Consider the following 15,451-nt stretch of genomic DNA (forward strand, 5'->3'; position numbering starts at 1 on the left):
TCGTCGTACGACGGCGGTCAGTCCTCGTCGGCGAGGATCAGGTACAGCTTCTTGCGGGCGTCGTTGATGACCGTGAGCGCCTTCTCGCGCTGTTCCTTGCTGCCGGTCTTCCAGACCTGTCCGAAGGCCTCCATCAGACCGAAGCCGGCCTGGCGGATCTCGCCGAGAGCCTCCCAGTCGACCCCGCGCGTGGCCTCCTCCCAGGGGGCCTCCGTGCCCTCCTCGGACGCCGTGCGACCCTCCTCGGTGAGCGAGAACAGCTTCTTGCCGCCTTCGCTCGCACTGGCGATAAGGCCCTCGTCCTCCAGGAGCTGGAGGGTCGGGTACACCGAGCCCGGGCTGGGCTTCCACGCCCCGCCGCTACGCTCGGCGATCTCCTGGATCATCTCGTAACCGTGCATGGGCCGGTCCTTGAGCAGGGCCAGGATCGAGGCTCGTACGTCACCGCGCCGCGCCCTCCCCCTGGGTCCGCCGCGCCCTCGCCCGCCCCAGGGGCCGGGACCGAAGCCACCGAAACCAGGACCGCCCGGGCCGCCGGGACCGAACCCCGGACCACCCGGACCGAAGGGCCCGAAAGCCGCACGCCGTCCCTCGCCGCGCCGCCGATGTCCACCGTCGAATCCGTGGTCGCGCATTGCCATCACTCCGTTTCTGCCATCTCTGTTCATTCCATCGCTGATCTGTCGCGATGCGTCAACGATATATCGGAACAGTTCGCTTGGCAAGGCTCTGCCCTTTAGAGTGCGGACATGGCATCGGACGGCACTTCGCACACCGCCTCGAACGGCTACCTCTCTCACCTGTTCTCACTGGACGGCCGGGTCGCCGTGGTGACCGGCGGCAGTTCCGGCATCGGCCGGGCCGTCGCCGGGGCTCTCGCCCGGGCGGGGGCGAGCGTGGTGGTCGTGGCGCGCAAGGAGGCGGAACTCGCCGCCACGGTCGACGAGCTGACGGCCGAGGGCTGCCGGGCGGCCTGGGTGAGCGCCGATCTGAGCACCCGCGACGGGGTGCGCGCGGCGGCGGAACAGGCGGTCGACGCGTTCGGTGAGCCCGACATCCTCGTCAACAGCGCCGGGATCAACCTGCGGCCGCCGATGGGCGAGCTGGACGAGGAGGTCTGGGACGCCACCATGGCGGTGAACCTGGAGGCGCCCTACCTGCTGGGCCGACGGTTCGGACCCGGCATGGCCGAGCGGGGCTTCGGACGGATCATCCACATCAGCTCCCAGCAGGCACACCGGGCGTTCGTCCAGAGCGGCGCCTACGGGGTGTCCAAGGGGGCGCTGGAGTCGCTGGCCCGCTCACAGGCCGAGGCGTGGTCGCCGCACGGCGTCACCTGCAACACGCTGGTGCCCGGCTTCGTCATGACGCCGCTCAACGCGCGGCTGTCGTCCGACCCGGACCGGGTGGCGGCGCTCGCCGCACGCACGATGGTCGGGCGCAACGGCCTGGCCGAGGACTTCGCCGGAGCCGCCGTGTTCCTGGCCGGCCGCGGCTCCGGCTACGTCACCGGACAGGCGATCTTCGTCGACGGCGGGTTCTCGGTGCACTGAGCCGCGCGCAGCGGGGGTGCGCCACGAGCCTGTGCACCAGCGCGCCCTACGCGGCCTGCGGGGCGAAGTGGACCATGTCGTCGCCTCCTGGCTGGACGACGCCGTAGGTGCTCTCGGGGACCTCGTTCCACGCGCCGGGCAGGTCGCCCAGGGGCTCGGAGACGATGAGGCGGGTCTCGTCGGAGACCCCGCGCAGGAACGCCATGTCGGGGTGCAGCGCCCGCAGTGTCTCCACGCGGGTGCTGTAGAAGAGCGAGCGTGAGGTGCCCTGGCTCGAGTAGCGGAAGGCCCACAGCCGTTCCCCGTCGGTCACGGCGACCGTCATCTGGAGCGGGAACTCCACCCCGTGCTCGTGGCCAACGCGTTCCACCAGGCCCGCCATCCGGGCGACGGCGCCGGGCGGATCCTCCTCCAGGCCGAAGGTGAGCGCCAGGAAGAACATCATCTCGGAGTCCGTCGACCCCTCGATGTCGAGGAAGAGCTCCGGGTCGACGGTGAGGGCGAGGTCCCGGCGGATCCGGTGGAAGTCGGCGATGGCGCCGTTGTGCATCCACATCCAGCGGCCGTGCCGGAACGGGTGGGAGTTGGTCTGCTGCACCGCCGAGCCGGTCGAGGCCCGGATGTGGGCGAAGAACAGCGGTGAGCGGACATGACCGGCGATCTCCCGCAGATTGCGGTTGCTCCAGGCAGGGCCGATCTCCCGGACGACGGCAGGGGTCCCGTTCTCCCCGTCGGTCGCGTACCAACCGACGCCGAAGCCGTCGCCGTTCGTCGTCTCGACGCCCATCTTGGAATGCAGGCTCTGATCGATCAGCGAGTGCGCCGGTCGATAGAGAATCGTTTCAAGCAGCACGGGGGTGCCCGAGTAGGCGAGCCAACGGCACATCGTCCAGCCCTTCGGTCAGCGGTCTTCGAACCTGTCCGGCTTCACCACGCACAAAGCCCAGATGACGAACACGGAGAAGGCGATCATCACGACGGACCAGACCGGGTACTGCGGCAGCGACAGGAAGTTGGCGATGACGATCAGCCCGGCGATGGCCACGCCCGCGACCCGCGCCCACATCGACGCCTGGAACAGTCCCAGGCTGACGATCACGGCGACCGCGCCCAGCGCGAGATGGACCCAGCCCCAGCCGGTGACGTCGTACTGGAAGACGTAGTTGCGGGTCGTGATGAGGATGTCGTCCTCGGCGATTCCCATGATGCCGCGGAAGACGTCGAGCACTCCGGAGAGCATGAGCGTGACGGCCGCGAAGATCGTCAGGCCCTCGGCCCAGTGCTGTTTGGCCGTGTGCCGCTCGACCGACGGCGCGTGAGAGGAGTGTGTCGTCATCCCGATGCCTCGATTCGGTGTCGTTCGGCTCGTTGGGGGCGTTCAGTGACGGGAGCCGTTCAGGACCAGTTGCTTGGCCTTGGCGAACTCCTCGTCCGTGATGTCGCCGCGGGCGCGGATCTCGGAGAGCCGGGCGAGTTCGTCGACGCTGCTGGTGGGGCTGGTGTCGGCGCCCCTGGCCGTCTCGCGGATGTAGCTCTCGTAGGCCTTCTGCTGCTCACGCGCCTGCGCGATCTCCCTGCGCCCCATGTTCTTGCCCCGGGCGATCACATAGACGAACACGCCCAGGAAGGGCAGGACGATGCAGAACACCAGCCAGCCGGCCTTGGCCCAGCCGCCGAGATCGTCGTCGCGGATGACGTCGACGACGATCCGGAACAGCAGGACGAACCACATGATCCACAGGAAGAAGACCAGCATGGTCCAGAAGGCGCTCAGCAGCGGATAGTCGTACGCGAGGTACGTGTCCCCACTCATGTCTCTCCTCCGTTCCGGGCGTTCGCCCGCCATCCCGGCATCCGGTGACCCGACATGCCGTCGCGTGCCGTTGTCAGCGTGCCCACGGCAAGCGGCCCGCGGCCTCACCCGAGACGGGTGAGAGTCTGCGCCGGGGGGCCGGAGCAGTCCTGTTCAGCCGGAGCAGCCCTGTTCAGACCGTTCCGGCGGGAGCCCCCGGCCCCGCGGTGCGCGCCCTGCGGAGCGCGGCCCGCCACGCGAAGGCGACCGCCGCCTCGACCAGAGCGAGCAGGACGAGCCACAGGCCGAGCAGCCGCGTGAGCGCGCGGGCCGACTCGGCGGGCAGCGCCAGCACCACGATCCCCGCCACGATGGCGAACACCGCCGCGCCGAGGACGACGCCCCGGTGCGGGAGGTCCTTGGTCGCGAGGGCCGTGTAGAGGGTGAGCATGCCGGACACCAGCCACAGGACGCCGACGATCAGTGAGAGCGCCGCGATCGTCTGCAGCGGGTGTCTCAGACAGAGCACCCCGGCCACCAGGTACAGCATCGCCAGGAGGAGGCCGGTCAGCCGTTCGCCGTGGTCCTCCCGGGCGAAGGCCGCGACGAACCGGAACACCGCGGTCACCAGCAGGTACAGGCCGATGAGGACCGCCAGGACGTGCAGGGTCTCGTCCGGCCAGACCAGGATCAGGACGCCCGGTACGAAGGTGGCGACCGCCGAGCCGAGGATCCACGTCCAGGAGCGGCCGAGCACGGCCAGGGCCTCGGCGGGATCGTTCCCCGCCGGCCCGTTGTGCGGTGCGGGACCAGGCGACACGCTCATGACTCCTCCTCGCGCCCGGCAGGCAGTTGGCGCATCTCCAGGACCCGCAGCCCCAGGGACTGGCAGCGGGCCAGCAGCCCGTACAGGTGCGCCTCGTCGACGACGTATCCGAACAGGACGGTCTGACCGGACATGACCACATGGTCCAGCTCCGGAAAGGCCCTGGTCAGTGCCTCCGACATCTGTCCGTCGACGCGGATCTCGTAGCGCATGAGCTGCTCCCGGGACGGCCTGGGACAGGCGGACTGCGCCTTTCCCCACGATCCTCCGTGCCGGGAGGACGGACGGCTTCACCCGGTGGAGGTGATAGACGGCAGGACGGCCGGACGTGCCCAGGACCATGACGTGCCCAGGGCCGTCAGGAACCGGGTCACAGCAGGTTCAGCTCGCGGGCGCGGCGTACCGCGTCGCCTCGGCGGTTGACCGCCAGCTTCCGGTAGGCGCTCTTGAGGTGCGTCTTGACCGTGTTCACCGAGACATACAGATCGGCGGCGATCTCCTCCGTCGACATCATCAGGGCCAGCCTGCGCATCACGTCGCGCTCGCGCCCGCTCAGCTCCTCGACGACCGGGGGCGGCGGACCGTCGGACGGCGGCACGCCGGGGGTGAGCCAGTCCGCGGCCGGTCCCCTCGACGAGGCAGCGGCCAGGAAAGGGCGGATCCACGGTCCGGCTTCGAGAAAGGGACGTCGCAGCCCTTCACGTCGTGCCTCGCGCAGCGCCTGGGCGACGAGCCTGCGCGCGTCGACCACGTCGCCCGACTCGTGCGCCGCCTGCGCCAGCACCAGCGCGGCGCGGACGGTCACGGCCGGGCCGGCACGGCCCTCGGCGCGGACGCCGTCGAGCAGGTCGGCCGCCGCGCCGGGCCGACCCGCGGCGAGCTGGGCCCGCGCGGCCCCCACCGCGCACGCCGGCTGTTCGCCGGGCATCGCCCGCAGCACCTCGAAGGCCGTCTCCGGGCGGCCCTCGGCCAGGTGCGCGGCGGAGACCACGAGCGCCGTCTGCCCCTGCGCCCAGGGGGAGACCACGGCCGCGGGCACGGCCCTTTCCGCGGCCGCACGCGCGGCGCGCAGGTCGCCACGGGCCAGGTGCAGGCGGGCGGTGGCGATGGCCCGGCCCGCCTCCAGGACCGGGTCCCTCAGCGCGGGGTGCGACCTGGCCGCTTCGTCGAGGAGTGCCCGGGCCCGGCGCAGCTCGTCGCGGTCCACGGCGACGGCGGCCAGGACCAGCCGTCCCATGCCGGAACCGGACGGCTGGGGCAGGCCGTAACGCTCCGTCTCCGTCAGCGCGGCCCGCGCCGTGCGTTCCGCCCTGCCGGGCCAGCCGTTCAGGTAGTCGATCAGAGCCAGCCGGCCGAGCGAGTCCTCCCGGGCGAGCGCCGTGGACGCGCCTGCCGAGGCCCCGGCCACCCTCGACAGGGCGGCACGCGCATCGTCGAACCGCCCGGCCCACAGGCGCGCCGAGCCCAGGTGGGCCAGCAGCAGGGCGGTGAGTTCGGGATGTCTCTCCAGCAGCTGAGCGGGGACCTGGTCGCGCAGGGTCTCGGCCGCCGCTGCGGCCAGCTCCGCCCGGCCGGGCGCCCCGGTCAGCCGGGCGGCCAGCGCCTCCAGCAGCGCACAGCTCAACCGGACCGCCACGAGGCCGGACGCCTCGCCCGCCGGACTCCACCCGGCCGCCGTCAACGCGCCTTCGGCCGCGAGGCCGTCATGTCCCCCCGCCGAGCCGCCTTCCCCCGGCTCCCCCGGCCCCACGAGCTCCCCCGGATCCTGCGCCAGGCCCAACTCGGCTTCGGTCAGGCCCAGTTCGGCGGCGAGGCTCTCCTCCGCGCGGCGCAGGTGGGTCAGGCCGCGGCCGAGCTCCCGGCGGGACAGTTCACGGGCCGCACGGACCAGATCCGAGGCAGGGCTCCTGGCCTCCGGCCCCATCCGGGAGAACAGTTCGGCGAGTTCGTCGGAGCGCAGGCCGGTGAAGAGCCAGCCGATGGCGAGGTCGTCGACGAGGGCGCCGGCGGTGAACTCCCAGTCGCCCGCGGCCGCGCCGTGCCCGAGTGTCTCCGCGAGGGATCCCGAGCCCCGCAGCCACCGCGCGGCCCGCCGGTGCAGTTCGGGTTCCAGGCCCGGCGACCGCATCCGCAGATGGGCCCGGAGGATCTCCCCGAACAGCGGGTGGAGCCGGTACCAGTCCTGCGCGAGGTGCTCGACGAACGCGTTGTCGCGGCACAGACCGGCCAGAATGGGCCCGGCGTCGGTGCGCTCGGTCAGCGCGTTCACCAGCCCTGGGCAGAAACGGTCGAGGACGCTGACCCGCAGCAGGACGTCCTGCGTCTCGGGGGTCTGCCGCCTGAGCACCTCCGCCAGCAGGAAGTCGGCGACCGTGGTGCGGTCGGCCTCGAACTCCTTCAGATACCTCTCCGGATCCGGGCTCTCCCGCGCGGCGAGGGCGCACAGCCGCAGTCCCGCGGCCCAGCCCCGGGTGCGTTCGACGAGCCCCTGTGTGGCGCGCGCCGGCAGCCGCAGACCGTGCAGGTCCAGCAGCTCGGCCGCTTCCTCGCAGGTGAAGGCCAGTTCCGCGGCCCGGATCTCCGTGAGCCGGCCGGCCGCCCGGTACCGGTGCAGCGGGAGCAGCGGTTCGGTGCGGCTGACGAGGATCAGGCGCAGACCGTCGCCGGCGTGGTGCAGTACGAACTCCAGCTGTTCCGCGATCTGCGGGTCGGTGACCCGGTCGTACTCGTCGAGCACCACGGTCACCGGCCGGTCCCGGGCGCACAGCTCGGCGGCGAGCCGCGCCAACAGCGTCGGGGGTACGCGGCTCGCGTCCGCGGGGCAGCCGATCTCCGCGGGCAGGGGGACGCCCGCGGCGCGCAGGGCCTGGAGCAGGTACGCCCAGAGCATGCCGGGGCCCTGCTCCGCCTCGTCGGTGGTGAGCCAGGCGACGGGCGCCTCGCGTGCTGCGGCCCAGTCGGCGACCAGGAGCGTCTTGCCCGCGCCCGCCGCGCCGTTGACCATGGTCAGGGGTGTCCGCAGCGCCTCGTCGAGGTGCTTGACCAGGCGTTCACGCCGCAGGAACGTCACCGGCCGGGCCGGTACGACGAACCGGGTGCGCAGAAACGGATCCCCCTGGGGATCCGCGTCCGCAGCCGTCGGCTGCGGACCGACCTCCTCGACGCCGGCCATGGTGCTCACCGCCCGTGGTCGTCAGATCATGGGTAGCGCTCGCTCCCAGGATCCCAGGGTTGCGCCCCGGATGCGCTTCGGGGGGCCAGCAGCCCACGGTGCGGCCTGCTCACCGGGGGTCGGCGGAATCGGGCCAGGACTCGCGGATTGGCCTTGGCCGACGGCTCGGCCGACCCCCTACCGTCACCGGCATGCGGATTCGAATCGTCGACGCCTTCACCGACCGCCCCTTCGCCGGCAACCCGGCCGGGGTCCTCGTCCTGGACGCCTTCCCGGACGACAACCGGCTCCAGAGCATCGCCCTGGAGGTCAACCACGCCGAGACGGCGTTCGCCCACCCGCTCCCCGAGGGCGGCGAGGCGGACTGGGCCCTGCGCTGGTTCACCCCCGTCGCCGAGGTCGACATGTGCGGCCACGCCACGCTCGCCACGGCCCACGTCCTGCACACCACGGGCGCCCACCAGGGGCCGGTGCGCTTCGCCACCCGCAGCGGCGTCCTCGTCGCGACGCCCGCCGGGGACGGCTCGATCACCCTGGACTTCCCGACCGCCCCGCTGACGAGGGTCGAGGTCCCGGCCGGGGTCGCCGAAGCCCTGGGCGCCCAGCCGCTCGACTGCCACGACACCGGCCCGCACGTCGGCGACCTGCTGGTCGAGCTCGCCGACGAGACGACCGTCCATGCCCTGCGGCCGGACCACAAGGCCCTGGCCGCCTACTCCCGCCGCGGCATCATCGCCACCGCCCGAGCCGAGAACCCGGAGCTGGGGTACGACTTCGTCTCCCGCTGCTTCTTCCCGAACTTCGGCATCGACGAGGACCCGGTGACGGGCAGCGCCCACACCGCCCTGGCCCCCTACTGGTCCGAGCGCCTCGGCCGCACCCCGCTGACCGGCCTGCAGGCCTCACCGCGCTCCGGCCGCGTCCGCACCGACGTACGCGGCGACCGCACCCTGCTGACCGGCCGCGCGGTCACGGTCATCGAGGGCGAGCTGCTCGCCTAGGGCCTGTCCGGCGGATCGAGTCGGAGGAAAGCAGCGGCGCGCTTCATCAGCGCACGTGAGCGGGGCTTGGTGCGTCTGAATGCAAGGCGGAGGAGGGCGTCGACGCGATGGGGGTCCCTCCCGCTCGAGCGAAGCCGAGAGTGGGGGAGTCGGCAACCGACGACAACGCCGCAGGCAGGCGTGCCAAGCCCCGCGTCTCCGGCATGATCCGCCGGACAGGCCCTGAGGGCTGTCCCGTAGACACCGAGTCGCCCGGGGTGGGGTGGCTCACGCCGTGGGCAGCCACCCCACCTTCCCCGCCAGCAGCGCATATCCCACGAAGGCCCCGATGTCGAGCAGGGAGTGCGCCACGACCAGGGGCCCCACCCGCCCCCAGCGCCGGTAGAGGTAGACGAACACCACGCCCATCACCATGTTGCCGATGAACCCGCCGATGCCCTGGTAGAGGTGGTACGAGCCGCGCAGCACGGAGCTGGCGACGAGCGCGGTGCCCGGCGTCCAGCCCAACTGGCCGAGCCGGCGCAGCAGATAGCCGACGACGATGACCTCTTCGAGGATCGCGTTCTGCAGCGCGGACATCACCAGCACCGGGTACTTCCACCACACGTCCGGCAGCGCCTCCGGCACCACCGTGAGGTTGAAGCCGAGACCGCGGGCCGCCAGATAGAAGGCGATGCCGGTGCTGCCGATCACCGCCGCTATCGCCGCCCCGCGGCCGAGGTCCGACCAGGGCCGGGTGCGGTCGAAGCCCAGCGTCCGCAGCCCCTGTCCCTCGCGCAGCAGGAGATGCGCCACGAGGGCGACCGGGACGAGCGCCGAGGCGATCCCGAACAGCTGCCAGGCGAGATCGAGCCACGGACGGCCCGGCGCGGCCGACGCGTTGAGGGTCGCCGCCTGGTCCTTCAGGCCTCCCGGTTTGGTGACCGATCCAACAAAACTGATCAGGGCGGACACACCGCTCGCACCGAGCGAAAGCCCCAGAACGAGCAGCGTCTCGTCCCGGAGCATCCGTCGCGAGAGCCGCTCCTGCGGAAGAGAATCAGCCACCTACCCCTGCCTCCACCTGCACACGTGCCTCCAGTTGCGTGAACTGGCCGCATCCCCGCCCCTGCCGCATGTCGTGCGGAGCGATTGCGCCACGGGGGACGACAGGCCGGCAGGGAGGGTCGCCACCGTCATGGGACGTCACAGCTTGCCCGATCAGCGCGGGGCGGGCGGCAGCGACCCCCGCCCTCGGACGCGCGGACGCATCGGGGCCGTCGCCACCGCCCTCGTCCTCACCGCCGCCGGGACACCGCGGCCGCGGCGCGGAGCGGCCTGCCGCCCTTCGGCCCCTCCCGCCACGCCCAGCCCCCACGCGCTAGCAGACGGCGAACCACGCAAAGCCCTCAGACCTCAGGCCTCAGGCCTCAGACCTCAGGCCTCAGGCCTCAGGCCTCAGGCCTCACCCGAGGGGAACGACCTCAGGCGCCCCGACAGGCCAGGTGTGCACAGGCTCCCCACGATGCATCAGCTCCGCATACCTCCGCGTCGTCACGGCGAGCGCCGCATCCCGCGACAACCCCGCCTCCACCGCCCGGTGAAACGTCGCCACCTGCCACGTCGCCCCGTTGGCCCGCCGCCGGCACCTCTCCTCGATGACCCCCAGATACAGATCACGATCGGCCGGCTCGACCCCCCACCCGTTCAGCCCCGCCTCGGCCAGCGGCAGCAGCTCGTCGCGGACGAGACTCACCGCGTCCACCTCGACCACACCCCCCAGCCGCCCCCGCCGCGGCCACTGCAGCCGCGCGTCGATCCCGTACCGGCAGGCCGCGTCGAAGTTGGCCGCGGCCGCCTCGAACGGCAGCCGGGACCAGACCGGCCGGGACTCCTCGGCCAGGGCCCGGACGACGCCGTAGTAGAAGGCCGCGTTGGCCACCACGTCCGTCACCGTCGGCCCGGCGGGCAGCACCCGGTTCTCCACCCGCAGGTGCGGTACGCCGTCGGCGATGCCGTAGACGGGCCGGTTCCAGCGGTAGATCGTGCCGTTGTGCAGGACGAGCTCGGCGAGCGAGGGCACCCCGCCCGCCGCCAGGACCTCCAGCGGGTCCTCCTCGTCGCAGATGGGCAGCAGCGGCGGGAAGAAGCGCAGGTTCTCTTCGAACAGCTCGTACGCCGAGCTGATCCACCGCTCCCCGAACCACGTCCGCGGCCGCACGCCCTGCGCCTGGAGTTCCGGCGGCCGGGTGTCGGTGGCCTGCTGGAACAGCGGGGGCCGCGACTCCCGCCACAGCTCGTGACCGAACAGGAACGGCGAGTTGGCGCCGACGGCGATCTGCGCGGCGGTGACGGCCTGCGCCGCGTTCCACACCGCGGCGAAACGGCCCGGCGTGACCTGCAGGTGCAGCTGCACGGAGGTGCAGGCCGCCTCGGGCACGATCGACTTCGAGGTGCACGACAGCCGCTCCACTCCGTCGATCTCGAGCGCGAAGTCCTCTCCTCGGGCAGCCACGATCTGGTCGTTGAGGAGCGTGTAGCGGTCGACGTCGGAAAGGTTGGACGAGACCAGGTCGTCCCGGTCGAGAGTCGGCAGAATACCGATCATCACGATTCCCGCATCAACCTCGCTCGCCTTTCGATGGGCATATGCCAGTGACGTACGGAGTTCCTCCGCGAGCCTGTCGAATACCCGACCGCCCAATCGATGTGGGGCTATGTTCACTTCCAGGTTGAACATGGCGAGTTCTGTTTGGAAGTCTCGGCTCGCGATCCTCTCCAACACTTGCCCATTCAGCATTTTCGGCAGACCGTCGGCGCCCGCGAGATTCAGTTCGATCTCGAGCCCCATGAGGTTCTTGGGGCGGTCGAAGCGCTTCTGGGCCAGGAGCCGCTCAAGCCCCGTCAGACACCGCCGCAGCTTGTCCCGGTAGTGCTGACGATCGGACAGGTCGAACGCGCCTGCCACGACCTTCTCCCCCATCGAAGCGTCCCTCCTCGCATGGGCGGGCCGGCGATCCCGGCCGCCGGATGTCCCGGGTCAGGGGGGATGATGCCCAGCCGAGCCGATCGATAACGTCCCCCGCCGCGCACGCACACGCTACGCTGACCGAAAGCCACCGGCGGTGACCGGTGGCACATTCACCGGGCATGCGGCCGGTCGCCCTTTCCTGAACTCGGAACTCGTGAAAAACGCCGACGACAATGGGCCGACCGCTCCGTCCTCATAACCCGAGGTCATCGCGTCACGACCCGCTCTGAATCGGGATGATTCACACGTATCACCGACCGAATGAACCCTTGCCGAGTGTCCCGGAATCGAGTAGACGAAACACAGTCTCAACACGTGTCGTATAAACTCCGCGAACAAGGCAGAGAAGGTTGGCGCCCCCGGTCGAAGGAGCCTGTCGTCGAGGTGACGGCAGGCCGCTCGCGCACCCCGGCAACCCCAGACCCGGCCCCCGCCTCTCCGACCTGTCGAGAGCTAGCTGACAGCGCCGTCCGCCCACGCCCTCGCGCCACCGTGCCTGTCGAATGAGAGGCGACCCACCATGCCTTTGCATGTCCCCCCGGCTCCCGCGCCCGCCCTTCGCTCCGTCCTCACGGCACTCGGTTCCCCCACCGCGGTCCGCGAGGCTCGTACGCCCTCCCTGCGCGCCGCTCAGGGCGAGGCCACTCCCGAACTCCCGCTTCCGCTGCACGTCCTGGAGCGGATCACCCCCGAAGGCGTGGCCGCGACCCGGCTGGCCGGCTGGCGCTTCCTGATCCGCTGCGACGACCGCGCGGTGGCCGCGGCGGAGACCCGACTCACGCCGGACGGCTGGGCGTTCTCGCACTTCTTCGAGGGCCCCTACATCGCCTCCACGGAACGCGCCCTGCGCCAGGCCGAGTCGACCACCCAGCCGTACCAGGCGCGCCTGCTGTCGGTGCCCGGGCTCTACATGCTCACGCTCTGGCTGCACGGCGACAGCGCCTCGGACGGCACCACCGGCCATCCCGCCCCGACCGACCTGCTGGTGCCGCTGGCTCCGGCGCCGCCCGGAATCGCCGCCCACAGTCCGCACCGCGTCGCCGAACTGCTCCCGGTGCTGACTTTGCGGGCGACACCGGCCCCGCCCCCGCTGCTCGGCTCACCGGCCTGACCCGGCCGGCTCGCCCGCCCCCGTACCCCGTCACCGCGGCCCCGGTGGCGGGGTACGGCGCCGTCCCCGCGGTCCGGAGCCCGCACCGCCCTCCGTGGCCCGCCGGGCCCTTCCGCGTCCCGTCCGGACTAGCCCCATCCGACCACCAGGAACCATCCGAAGTGACAGTGCGGTTGAGATGAACCGCCCGCGCGGGTGACGCGTCATGAACCTGTGAGAAGCGGTGCCGCGAAATCCCTGCGGATCGACCTCCGTAGGGCAACACTGGGTTCCGACCGACTTATCACAACGGGGGGCGGCCATGAACGACGCTTCAAGCCGCGGGTCAGACACGACAGCCATCTCACTCATCACGCCAGAGCGGAAGTTCCCATCCATGTGCCAGCACCAGCCACCGTGCCCGACAGCGACCTCAGCCGACCGGGAGTCCGCCCGCCTTGTGGCGCACCACCCGGAACAGGGCTGGAGCCTGCTGTGCAACGGCGTCCTGCTCTTCGAGGACACCGGTGAGCTCCTGCCGGACGGCCAGGTCATCGCCCCCCACCGGGTCGTGACCGCCGCCTGAGCACCACCCGCACGACCCGGACGGCGCGGGACCGCCGTCCGGCAGAGATGAGGGGCCGGCCGCAGACACCGACTGCGCACCGGCCCCGACGCGTGTCCGGGGCCGCTCACTCCCCGTAGTCCTCCGGTTTCCGCGCGGTGCGTTTCCTTGTGTCTCTGTATCTCTTCCCATGTGTCTCTGTATCTCTTCCCACAGCCCCGCACTTTCCGGAAGACTCCTGGAAGTTTCGGCGCAGCGTCCGAAGCGACGCGACGGAGGTGGCGAAGTGACAGCGGACGATACGGCGTCGGCGTCCCGGGGCAGGGTCACGATCACGGAGATCGCCCGCCAGGCCGGCGTCTCGGTGCCGACGGTGTCCCGGGTGGTCAACGGGCGTTCGGACGTCTCTCCGCAGACCCGGGCCCGGGTCGAGGACCTGCTGCGGGTGCACGGCTACCGCAAGCGTCCCGCCGCCTCCCCCGCCCGTGCCGCCCTGCTCGACCTGGTCTTCAACGACCTCGACAGCCCCTGGGCGGTGGAGATCATCCGAGGCGTCGAGGAGGTCGCCCACGCGGCCGGGGCGGGCACGGTGGTGTCGGCGATCCACGGCCGCTCGGGCGACGCCCGGGAGTGGATGCGCAACCTGCGCTCCCGTGCCTCCGACGGCGTCATCCTCGTCACTTCGGCCCTGGAGCCCACCCTGCACGAGCAGTTGCGCATCCTGGGCGTCCCGCTGGTCGTCGTCGACCCGACGGGCTCTCCCGCCGCCGACACCCCGACGATCGGCGCCGCGAACTGGGCGGGCGGTCTGGCGGCCACCGAGCACCTGCTGTCGCTGGGCCACCGTCGGATCGGCCTGATCGCCGGCCCGCCCCGGCTGCTGTGCTCCCGGGCCCGCTTCGACGGCTACCGGGCGGCCCTGGAGGCGGCCGGGCTCTCCGTCGACGAGACCCTCGTCGTCCCCGGCGACTTCCGCCCCGAGTCGGGGTTCGCCGGCTGCACCGCCCTCCTGGACCTGCCGAAGCCGCCGACCGCCGTGTTCGCGGCCAGCGACCAGATGGCCCTCGGCGCGATCGAGGCGCTGCGCCGACGCGGTCTGCGGGCCCCGGAGGACATGAGCGTGGTCGGGTTCGACGACCTCCCCGAAGTCCGCTGGTCGGCCCCGCCGTTGACCACCGTCCGCCAGCCCCTCGCCGACATGGGCAAACTCGCCGTCCGCACCATCCTGAGCCTGGCCCGCGGCGAGCGCCCCGACTCGCCGCGGGTGGAACTGGGCACGGAGCTGGTGGTGCGGTCGAGCACCGCCCCGCCCCGCACCGCCGGCGCCGCCGCTAGCTGAGCGCGTCCCGGATCGCGTGGTACGCCGGCTTCGGCGCGAACTGCTCGTCCCACGGCAGAGCAGCCCCCTGGCCGGGGAAGAAGGCCGGAATCCACGAATACTTGTCGGTGTAGTCCCAGACGGTGATGCCCACGCACCGCCGCACCGCGAGACACGCCTCGGTCATGTCCCGGTACCAGTCGGCCTGTTGGGCCAGTTTCTCGTCGGTCGCGGGCAGCAGCATCCGTACGTCGACCTCGGTGAGCGCGGTGTCCAGGCCGAGCCGTGAGAAGCGGCGGAGGTTGTCCTCAAGGGTCGTCGGATAGCCGTACTGCAGGGCGAGATGGGCCTGCAGGCCGATGCCGTCGAGCGGGACCCGCTGCGCCTTCAGCTCCTTGGCGAGCTGGTAGTAGGCGTCGCTCTTCGGGCCGACGGCCTCGATGTTGTAGTCGTTGAGGTACAGCTTCGCCTTCGGGTCGGCCTGGTGGGCCCAGCGCAGCGCGTCGGCGATGTAGCCGGGGCCGAGCGTCTTGTAGAAGATCGTCTCGCGGTAGGTGCCGTCCTCGTTGAACGCCTCGTTGACGACGTCCCAGGAGTAGACCTGGCCCCGGTAGTGGCGCACCTCGGTCTGGATGTGCTTCTTCAGGACGGCCCGCAGCTCGTCGGCCGTCCACTCCTTGCCGGTCAGCCAGCCGGGCAGCTGGCTGTGCCAGACGAGGGTGTGGGCGCGGACCTTCTGGTGGTTCGCCCGGGCGAGGTCCACGATCTCGTCGCCGTTGGTCCAGTCGAAGACGCCCTGCTGCGGCTCGGTGGCGTACCACTTCATGCCGTTGCCGGGGGTGATCATGTCGAACTCGCGGCCCAGGATCTTCGTGTAGGCGGTGTCGGTGAGTTCGGGGTTGTCGGTGGCGCTGCCGAAGTAGCGGCCGTGGCGCTGTGCGAGGTCGGCGAGGGTGGCCCGCGGCTTCGGGTGCGCCGGACTCTCGTGCGCCTGGGCGGCCGGTCCGGTGACGACCCCGGCGGCGACGAGGACGGCGGCGAGGGTTCCGGCGAGTCTGAGCCGGGTGCGGGCGGCGGTGCTGGGCATGGTGCGACTCCTCACGTCGGGGTGGGGGTGAGCCGTA

The 15,451-nt window shown here is 71.6% G+C and carries 15 protein-coding genes; 5 read left to right on the forward strand and 10 right to left on the reverse strand.

The annotated features are described in order from the left end of the window. Positions 1-17 precede the first annotated feature (17 nt). On the reverse strand, positions 18-635 hold the full coding sequence (locus ACIBAF_RS11110) for a PadR family transcriptional regulator (protein WP_399462886.1): 618 nt from the start codon (positions 633-635) through the stop codon (positions 18-20). A 114-nt stretch (positions 636-749) separates the two neighbouring features. Here ACIBAF_RS11110 and ACIBAF_RS11115 point away from each other — a divergent pair, with 114 nt between their 5' ends. After that, the gene (locus tag ACIBAF_RS11115; protein WP_399462887.1) at positions 750-1,553 is read left to right on the forward strand and encodes an SDR family NAD(P)-dependent oxidoreductase; all 804 of its coding nucleotides are present in this window, start codon (positions 750-752) and stop codon (positions 1,551-1,553) included. Positions 1,554-1,599: 46 nt separating this feature from the next. Here ACIBAF_RS11115 and ACIBAF_RS11120 read toward each other — a convergent pair whose 3' ends face one another. From ACIBAF_RS11120 to ACIBAF_RS11145, 6 genes are all read right to left on the reverse strand, one after another. Further along, positions 1,600-2,439, reverse strand: coding sequence for a class II glutamine amidotransferase (locus ACIBAF_RS11120; protein WP_399462888.1), 840 nt, complete (start codon positions 2,437-2,439; stop codon positions 1,600-1,602). A 15-nt stretch (positions 2,440-2,454) separates the two neighbouring features. Next, on the reverse strand, positions 2,455-2,889 hold the full coding sequence (locus tag ACIBAF_RS11125) for a hypothetical protein (RefSeq protein ID WP_399462889.1): 435 nt from the start codon (positions 2,887-2,889) through the stop codon (positions 2,455-2,457). Between the two features lie 42 nt (positions 2,890-2,931). Further along, complete coding sequence (locus ACIBAF_RS11130; RefSeq protein WP_399462890.1) at positions 2,932-3,366, reverse strand: SHOCT domain-containing protein; 435 nt, start codon at positions 3,364-3,366, stop codon at positions 2,932-2,934. A gap of 172 nt (positions 3,367-3,538) precedes the next feature. Further along, positions 3,539-4,171, reverse strand: coding sequence for an HdeD family acid-resistance protein (locus ACIBAF_RS11135; RefSeq protein WP_399462891.1), 633 nt, complete (start codon positions 4,169-4,171; stop codon positions 3,539-3,541). Next, a complete protein-coding gene (locus ACIBAF_RS11140) occupies positions 4,168-4,383 on the reverse strand; it encodes a hypothetical protein (protein ID WP_399462892.1) in 216 nt (71 codons plus the stop codon). Before ACIBAF_RS11140 ends, ACIBAF_RS11135 begins: the two co-directional genes overlap by 4 nt. Positions 4,384-4,541: 158 nt before the next feature. Next, positions 4,542-7,343 carry a LuxR C-terminal-related transcriptional regulator gene (locus ACIBAF_RS11145; protein WP_399462928.1) on the reverse strand — a complete coding sequence of 934 codons (2,802 nt, stop codon included), beginning with the start codon at positions 7,341-7,343 and terminating at the stop codon, positions 4,542-4,544. Positions 7,344-7,534: 191 nt separating this feature from the next. Here ACIBAF_RS11145 and ACIBAF_RS11150 point away from each other — a divergent pair, with 191 nt between their 5' ends. Further along, positions 7,535-8,344: a PhzF family phenazine biosynthesis protein gene (locus ACIBAF_RS11150; protein ID WP_399462893.1), complete on the forward strand. Its 810-nt coding sequence runs from the start codon at positions 7,535-7,537 to the stop codon at positions 8,342-8,344. Positions 8,345-8,611: 267 nt separating this feature from the next. On the opposite strand, the gene ACIBAF_RS11155 is transcribed toward ACIBAF_RS11150, so the two are convergent. Both ACIBAF_RS11155 and ACIBAF_RS11160 read right to left on the reverse strand, forming a co-directional pair. Beyond that, on the reverse strand, positions 8,612-9,352 hold the full coding sequence (locus ACIBAF_RS11155) for a CPBP family intramembrane glutamic endopeptidase (RefSeq protein WP_399462929.1): 741 nt from the start codon (positions 9,350-9,352) through the stop codon (positions 8,612-8,614). Between the two features lie 436 nt (positions 9,353-9,788). Further along, on the reverse strand, positions 9,789-11,306 hold the full coding sequence (locus ACIBAF_RS11160) for a glutamate--cysteine ligase (RefSeq protein WP_399462894.1): 1,518 nt from the start codon (positions 11,304-11,306) through the stop codon (positions 9,789-9,791). A 568-nt stretch (positions 11,307-11,874) separates the two neighbouring features. On the opposite strand from ACIBAF_RS11160, the gene ACIBAF_RS11165 reads away from it, so the two are divergent. The 3 genes from ACIBAF_RS11165 to ACIBAF_RS11175 all read left to right on the forward strand — a co-directional run bounded on the left by ACIBAF_RS11165 (position 11,875) and on the right by ACIBAF_RS11175 (position 14,348). Then, a complete protein-coding gene (locus ACIBAF_RS11165) occupies positions 11,875-12,465 on the forward strand; it encodes a hypothetical protein (RefSeq protein WP_399462895.1) in 591 nt (196 codons plus the stop codon). Positions 12,466-12,841: 376 nt separating this feature from the next. Continuing rightward, the gene (locus ACIBAF_RS11170) at positions 12,842-13,030 is read left to right on the forward strand and encodes a DUF5999 family protein (RefSeq protein ID WP_055632223.1); all 189 of its coding nucleotides are present in this window, start codon (positions 12,842-12,844) and stop codon (positions 13,028-13,030) included. 265 nt (positions 13,031-13,295) lie between these two features. Further along, positions 13,296-14,348, forward strand: coding sequence for a LacI family DNA-binding transcriptional regulator (locus ACIBAF_RS11175; protein WP_399462896.1), 1,053 nt, complete (start codon positions 13,296-13,298; stop codon positions 14,346-14,348). Here the strand turns inward: ACIBAF_RS11175 and ACIBAF_RS11180 are convergent. Continuing rightward, a complete protein-coding gene (locus ACIBAF_RS11180; protein WP_399462897.1) occupies positions 14,341-15,414 on the reverse strand; it encodes an endo-1,4-beta-xylanase in 1,074 nt (357 codons plus the stop codon). The two genes, ACIBAF_RS11175 and ACIBAF_RS11180, sit on opposite strands and share 8 nt — an antisense overlap. Between the last annotated feature and the right edge of the window lie 37 nt (positions 15,415-15,451).

Source organism: Streptomyces sp. NPDC051677, assembly GCF_044453465.1.
In the GTDB taxonomy this organism is placed as follows: domain Bacteria; phylum Actinomycetota; class Actinomycetes; order Streptomycetales; family Streptomycetaceae; genus Streptomyces.

Coding starts and splice junctions, on each gene's coding strand:
- ACIBAF_RS11145 (WP_399462928.1), bottom strand. CDS start 7,343: ATGGCCGGCGTCGAGGAGGTCGGTCCGCAGCCGACGGCTGCGGACGCG.
- ACIBAF_RS11160 (WP_399462894.1), bottom strand. CDS start 11,306: ATGGGGGAGAAGGTCGTGGCAGGCGCGTTCGACCTGTCCGATCGTCAG.
- ACIBAF_RS11155 (WP_399462929.1), bottom strand. CDS start 9,352: ATGCTCCGGGACGAGACGCTGCTCGTTCTGGGGCTTTCGCTCGGTGCG.
- ACIBAF_RS11165 (WP_399462895.1), top strand. CDS start 11,875: ATGCCTTTGCATGTCCCCCCGGCTCCCGCGCCCGCCCTTCGCTCCGTC.
- ACIBAF_RS11140 (WP_399462892.1), bottom strand. CDS start 4,383: ATGCGCTACGAGATCCGCGTCGACGGACAGATGTCGGAGGCACTGACC.
- ACIBAF_RS11180 (WP_399462897.1), bottom strand. CDS start 15,414: ATGCCCAGCACCGCCGCCCGCACCCGGCTCAGACTCGCCGGAACCCTC.
- ACIBAF_RS11115 (WP_399462887.1), top strand. CDS start 750: ATGGCATCGGACGGCACTTCGCACACCGCCTCGAACGGCTACCTCTCT.
- ACIBAF_RS11110 (WP_399462886.1), bottom strand. CDS start 635: ATGCGCGACCACGGATTCGACGGTGGACATCGGCGGCGCGGCGAGGGA.
- ACIBAF_RS11150 (WP_399462893.1), top strand. CDS start 7,535: ATGCGGATTCGAATCGTCGACGCCTTCACCGACCGCCCCTTCGCCGGC.
- ACIBAF_RS11125 (WP_399462889.1), bottom strand. CDS start 2,889: ATGACGACACACTCCTCTCACGCGCCGTCGGTCGAGCGGCACACGGCC.
- ACIBAF_RS11135 (WP_399462891.1), bottom strand. CDS start 4,171: ATGAGCGTGTCGCCTGGTCCCGCACCGCACAACGGGCCGGCGGGGAAC.
- ACIBAF_RS11130 (WP_399462890.1), bottom strand. CDS start 3,366: ATGAGTGGGGACACGTACCTCGCGTACGACTATCCGCTGCTGAGCGCC.
- ACIBAF_RS11170 (WP_055632223.1), top strand. CDS start 12,842: ATGTGCCAGCACCAGCCACCGTGCCCGACAGCGACCTCAGCCGACCGG.
- ACIBAF_RS11120 (WP_399462888.1), bottom strand. CDS start 2,439: ATGTGCCGTTGGCTCGCCTACTCGGGCACCCCCGTGCTGCTTGAAACG.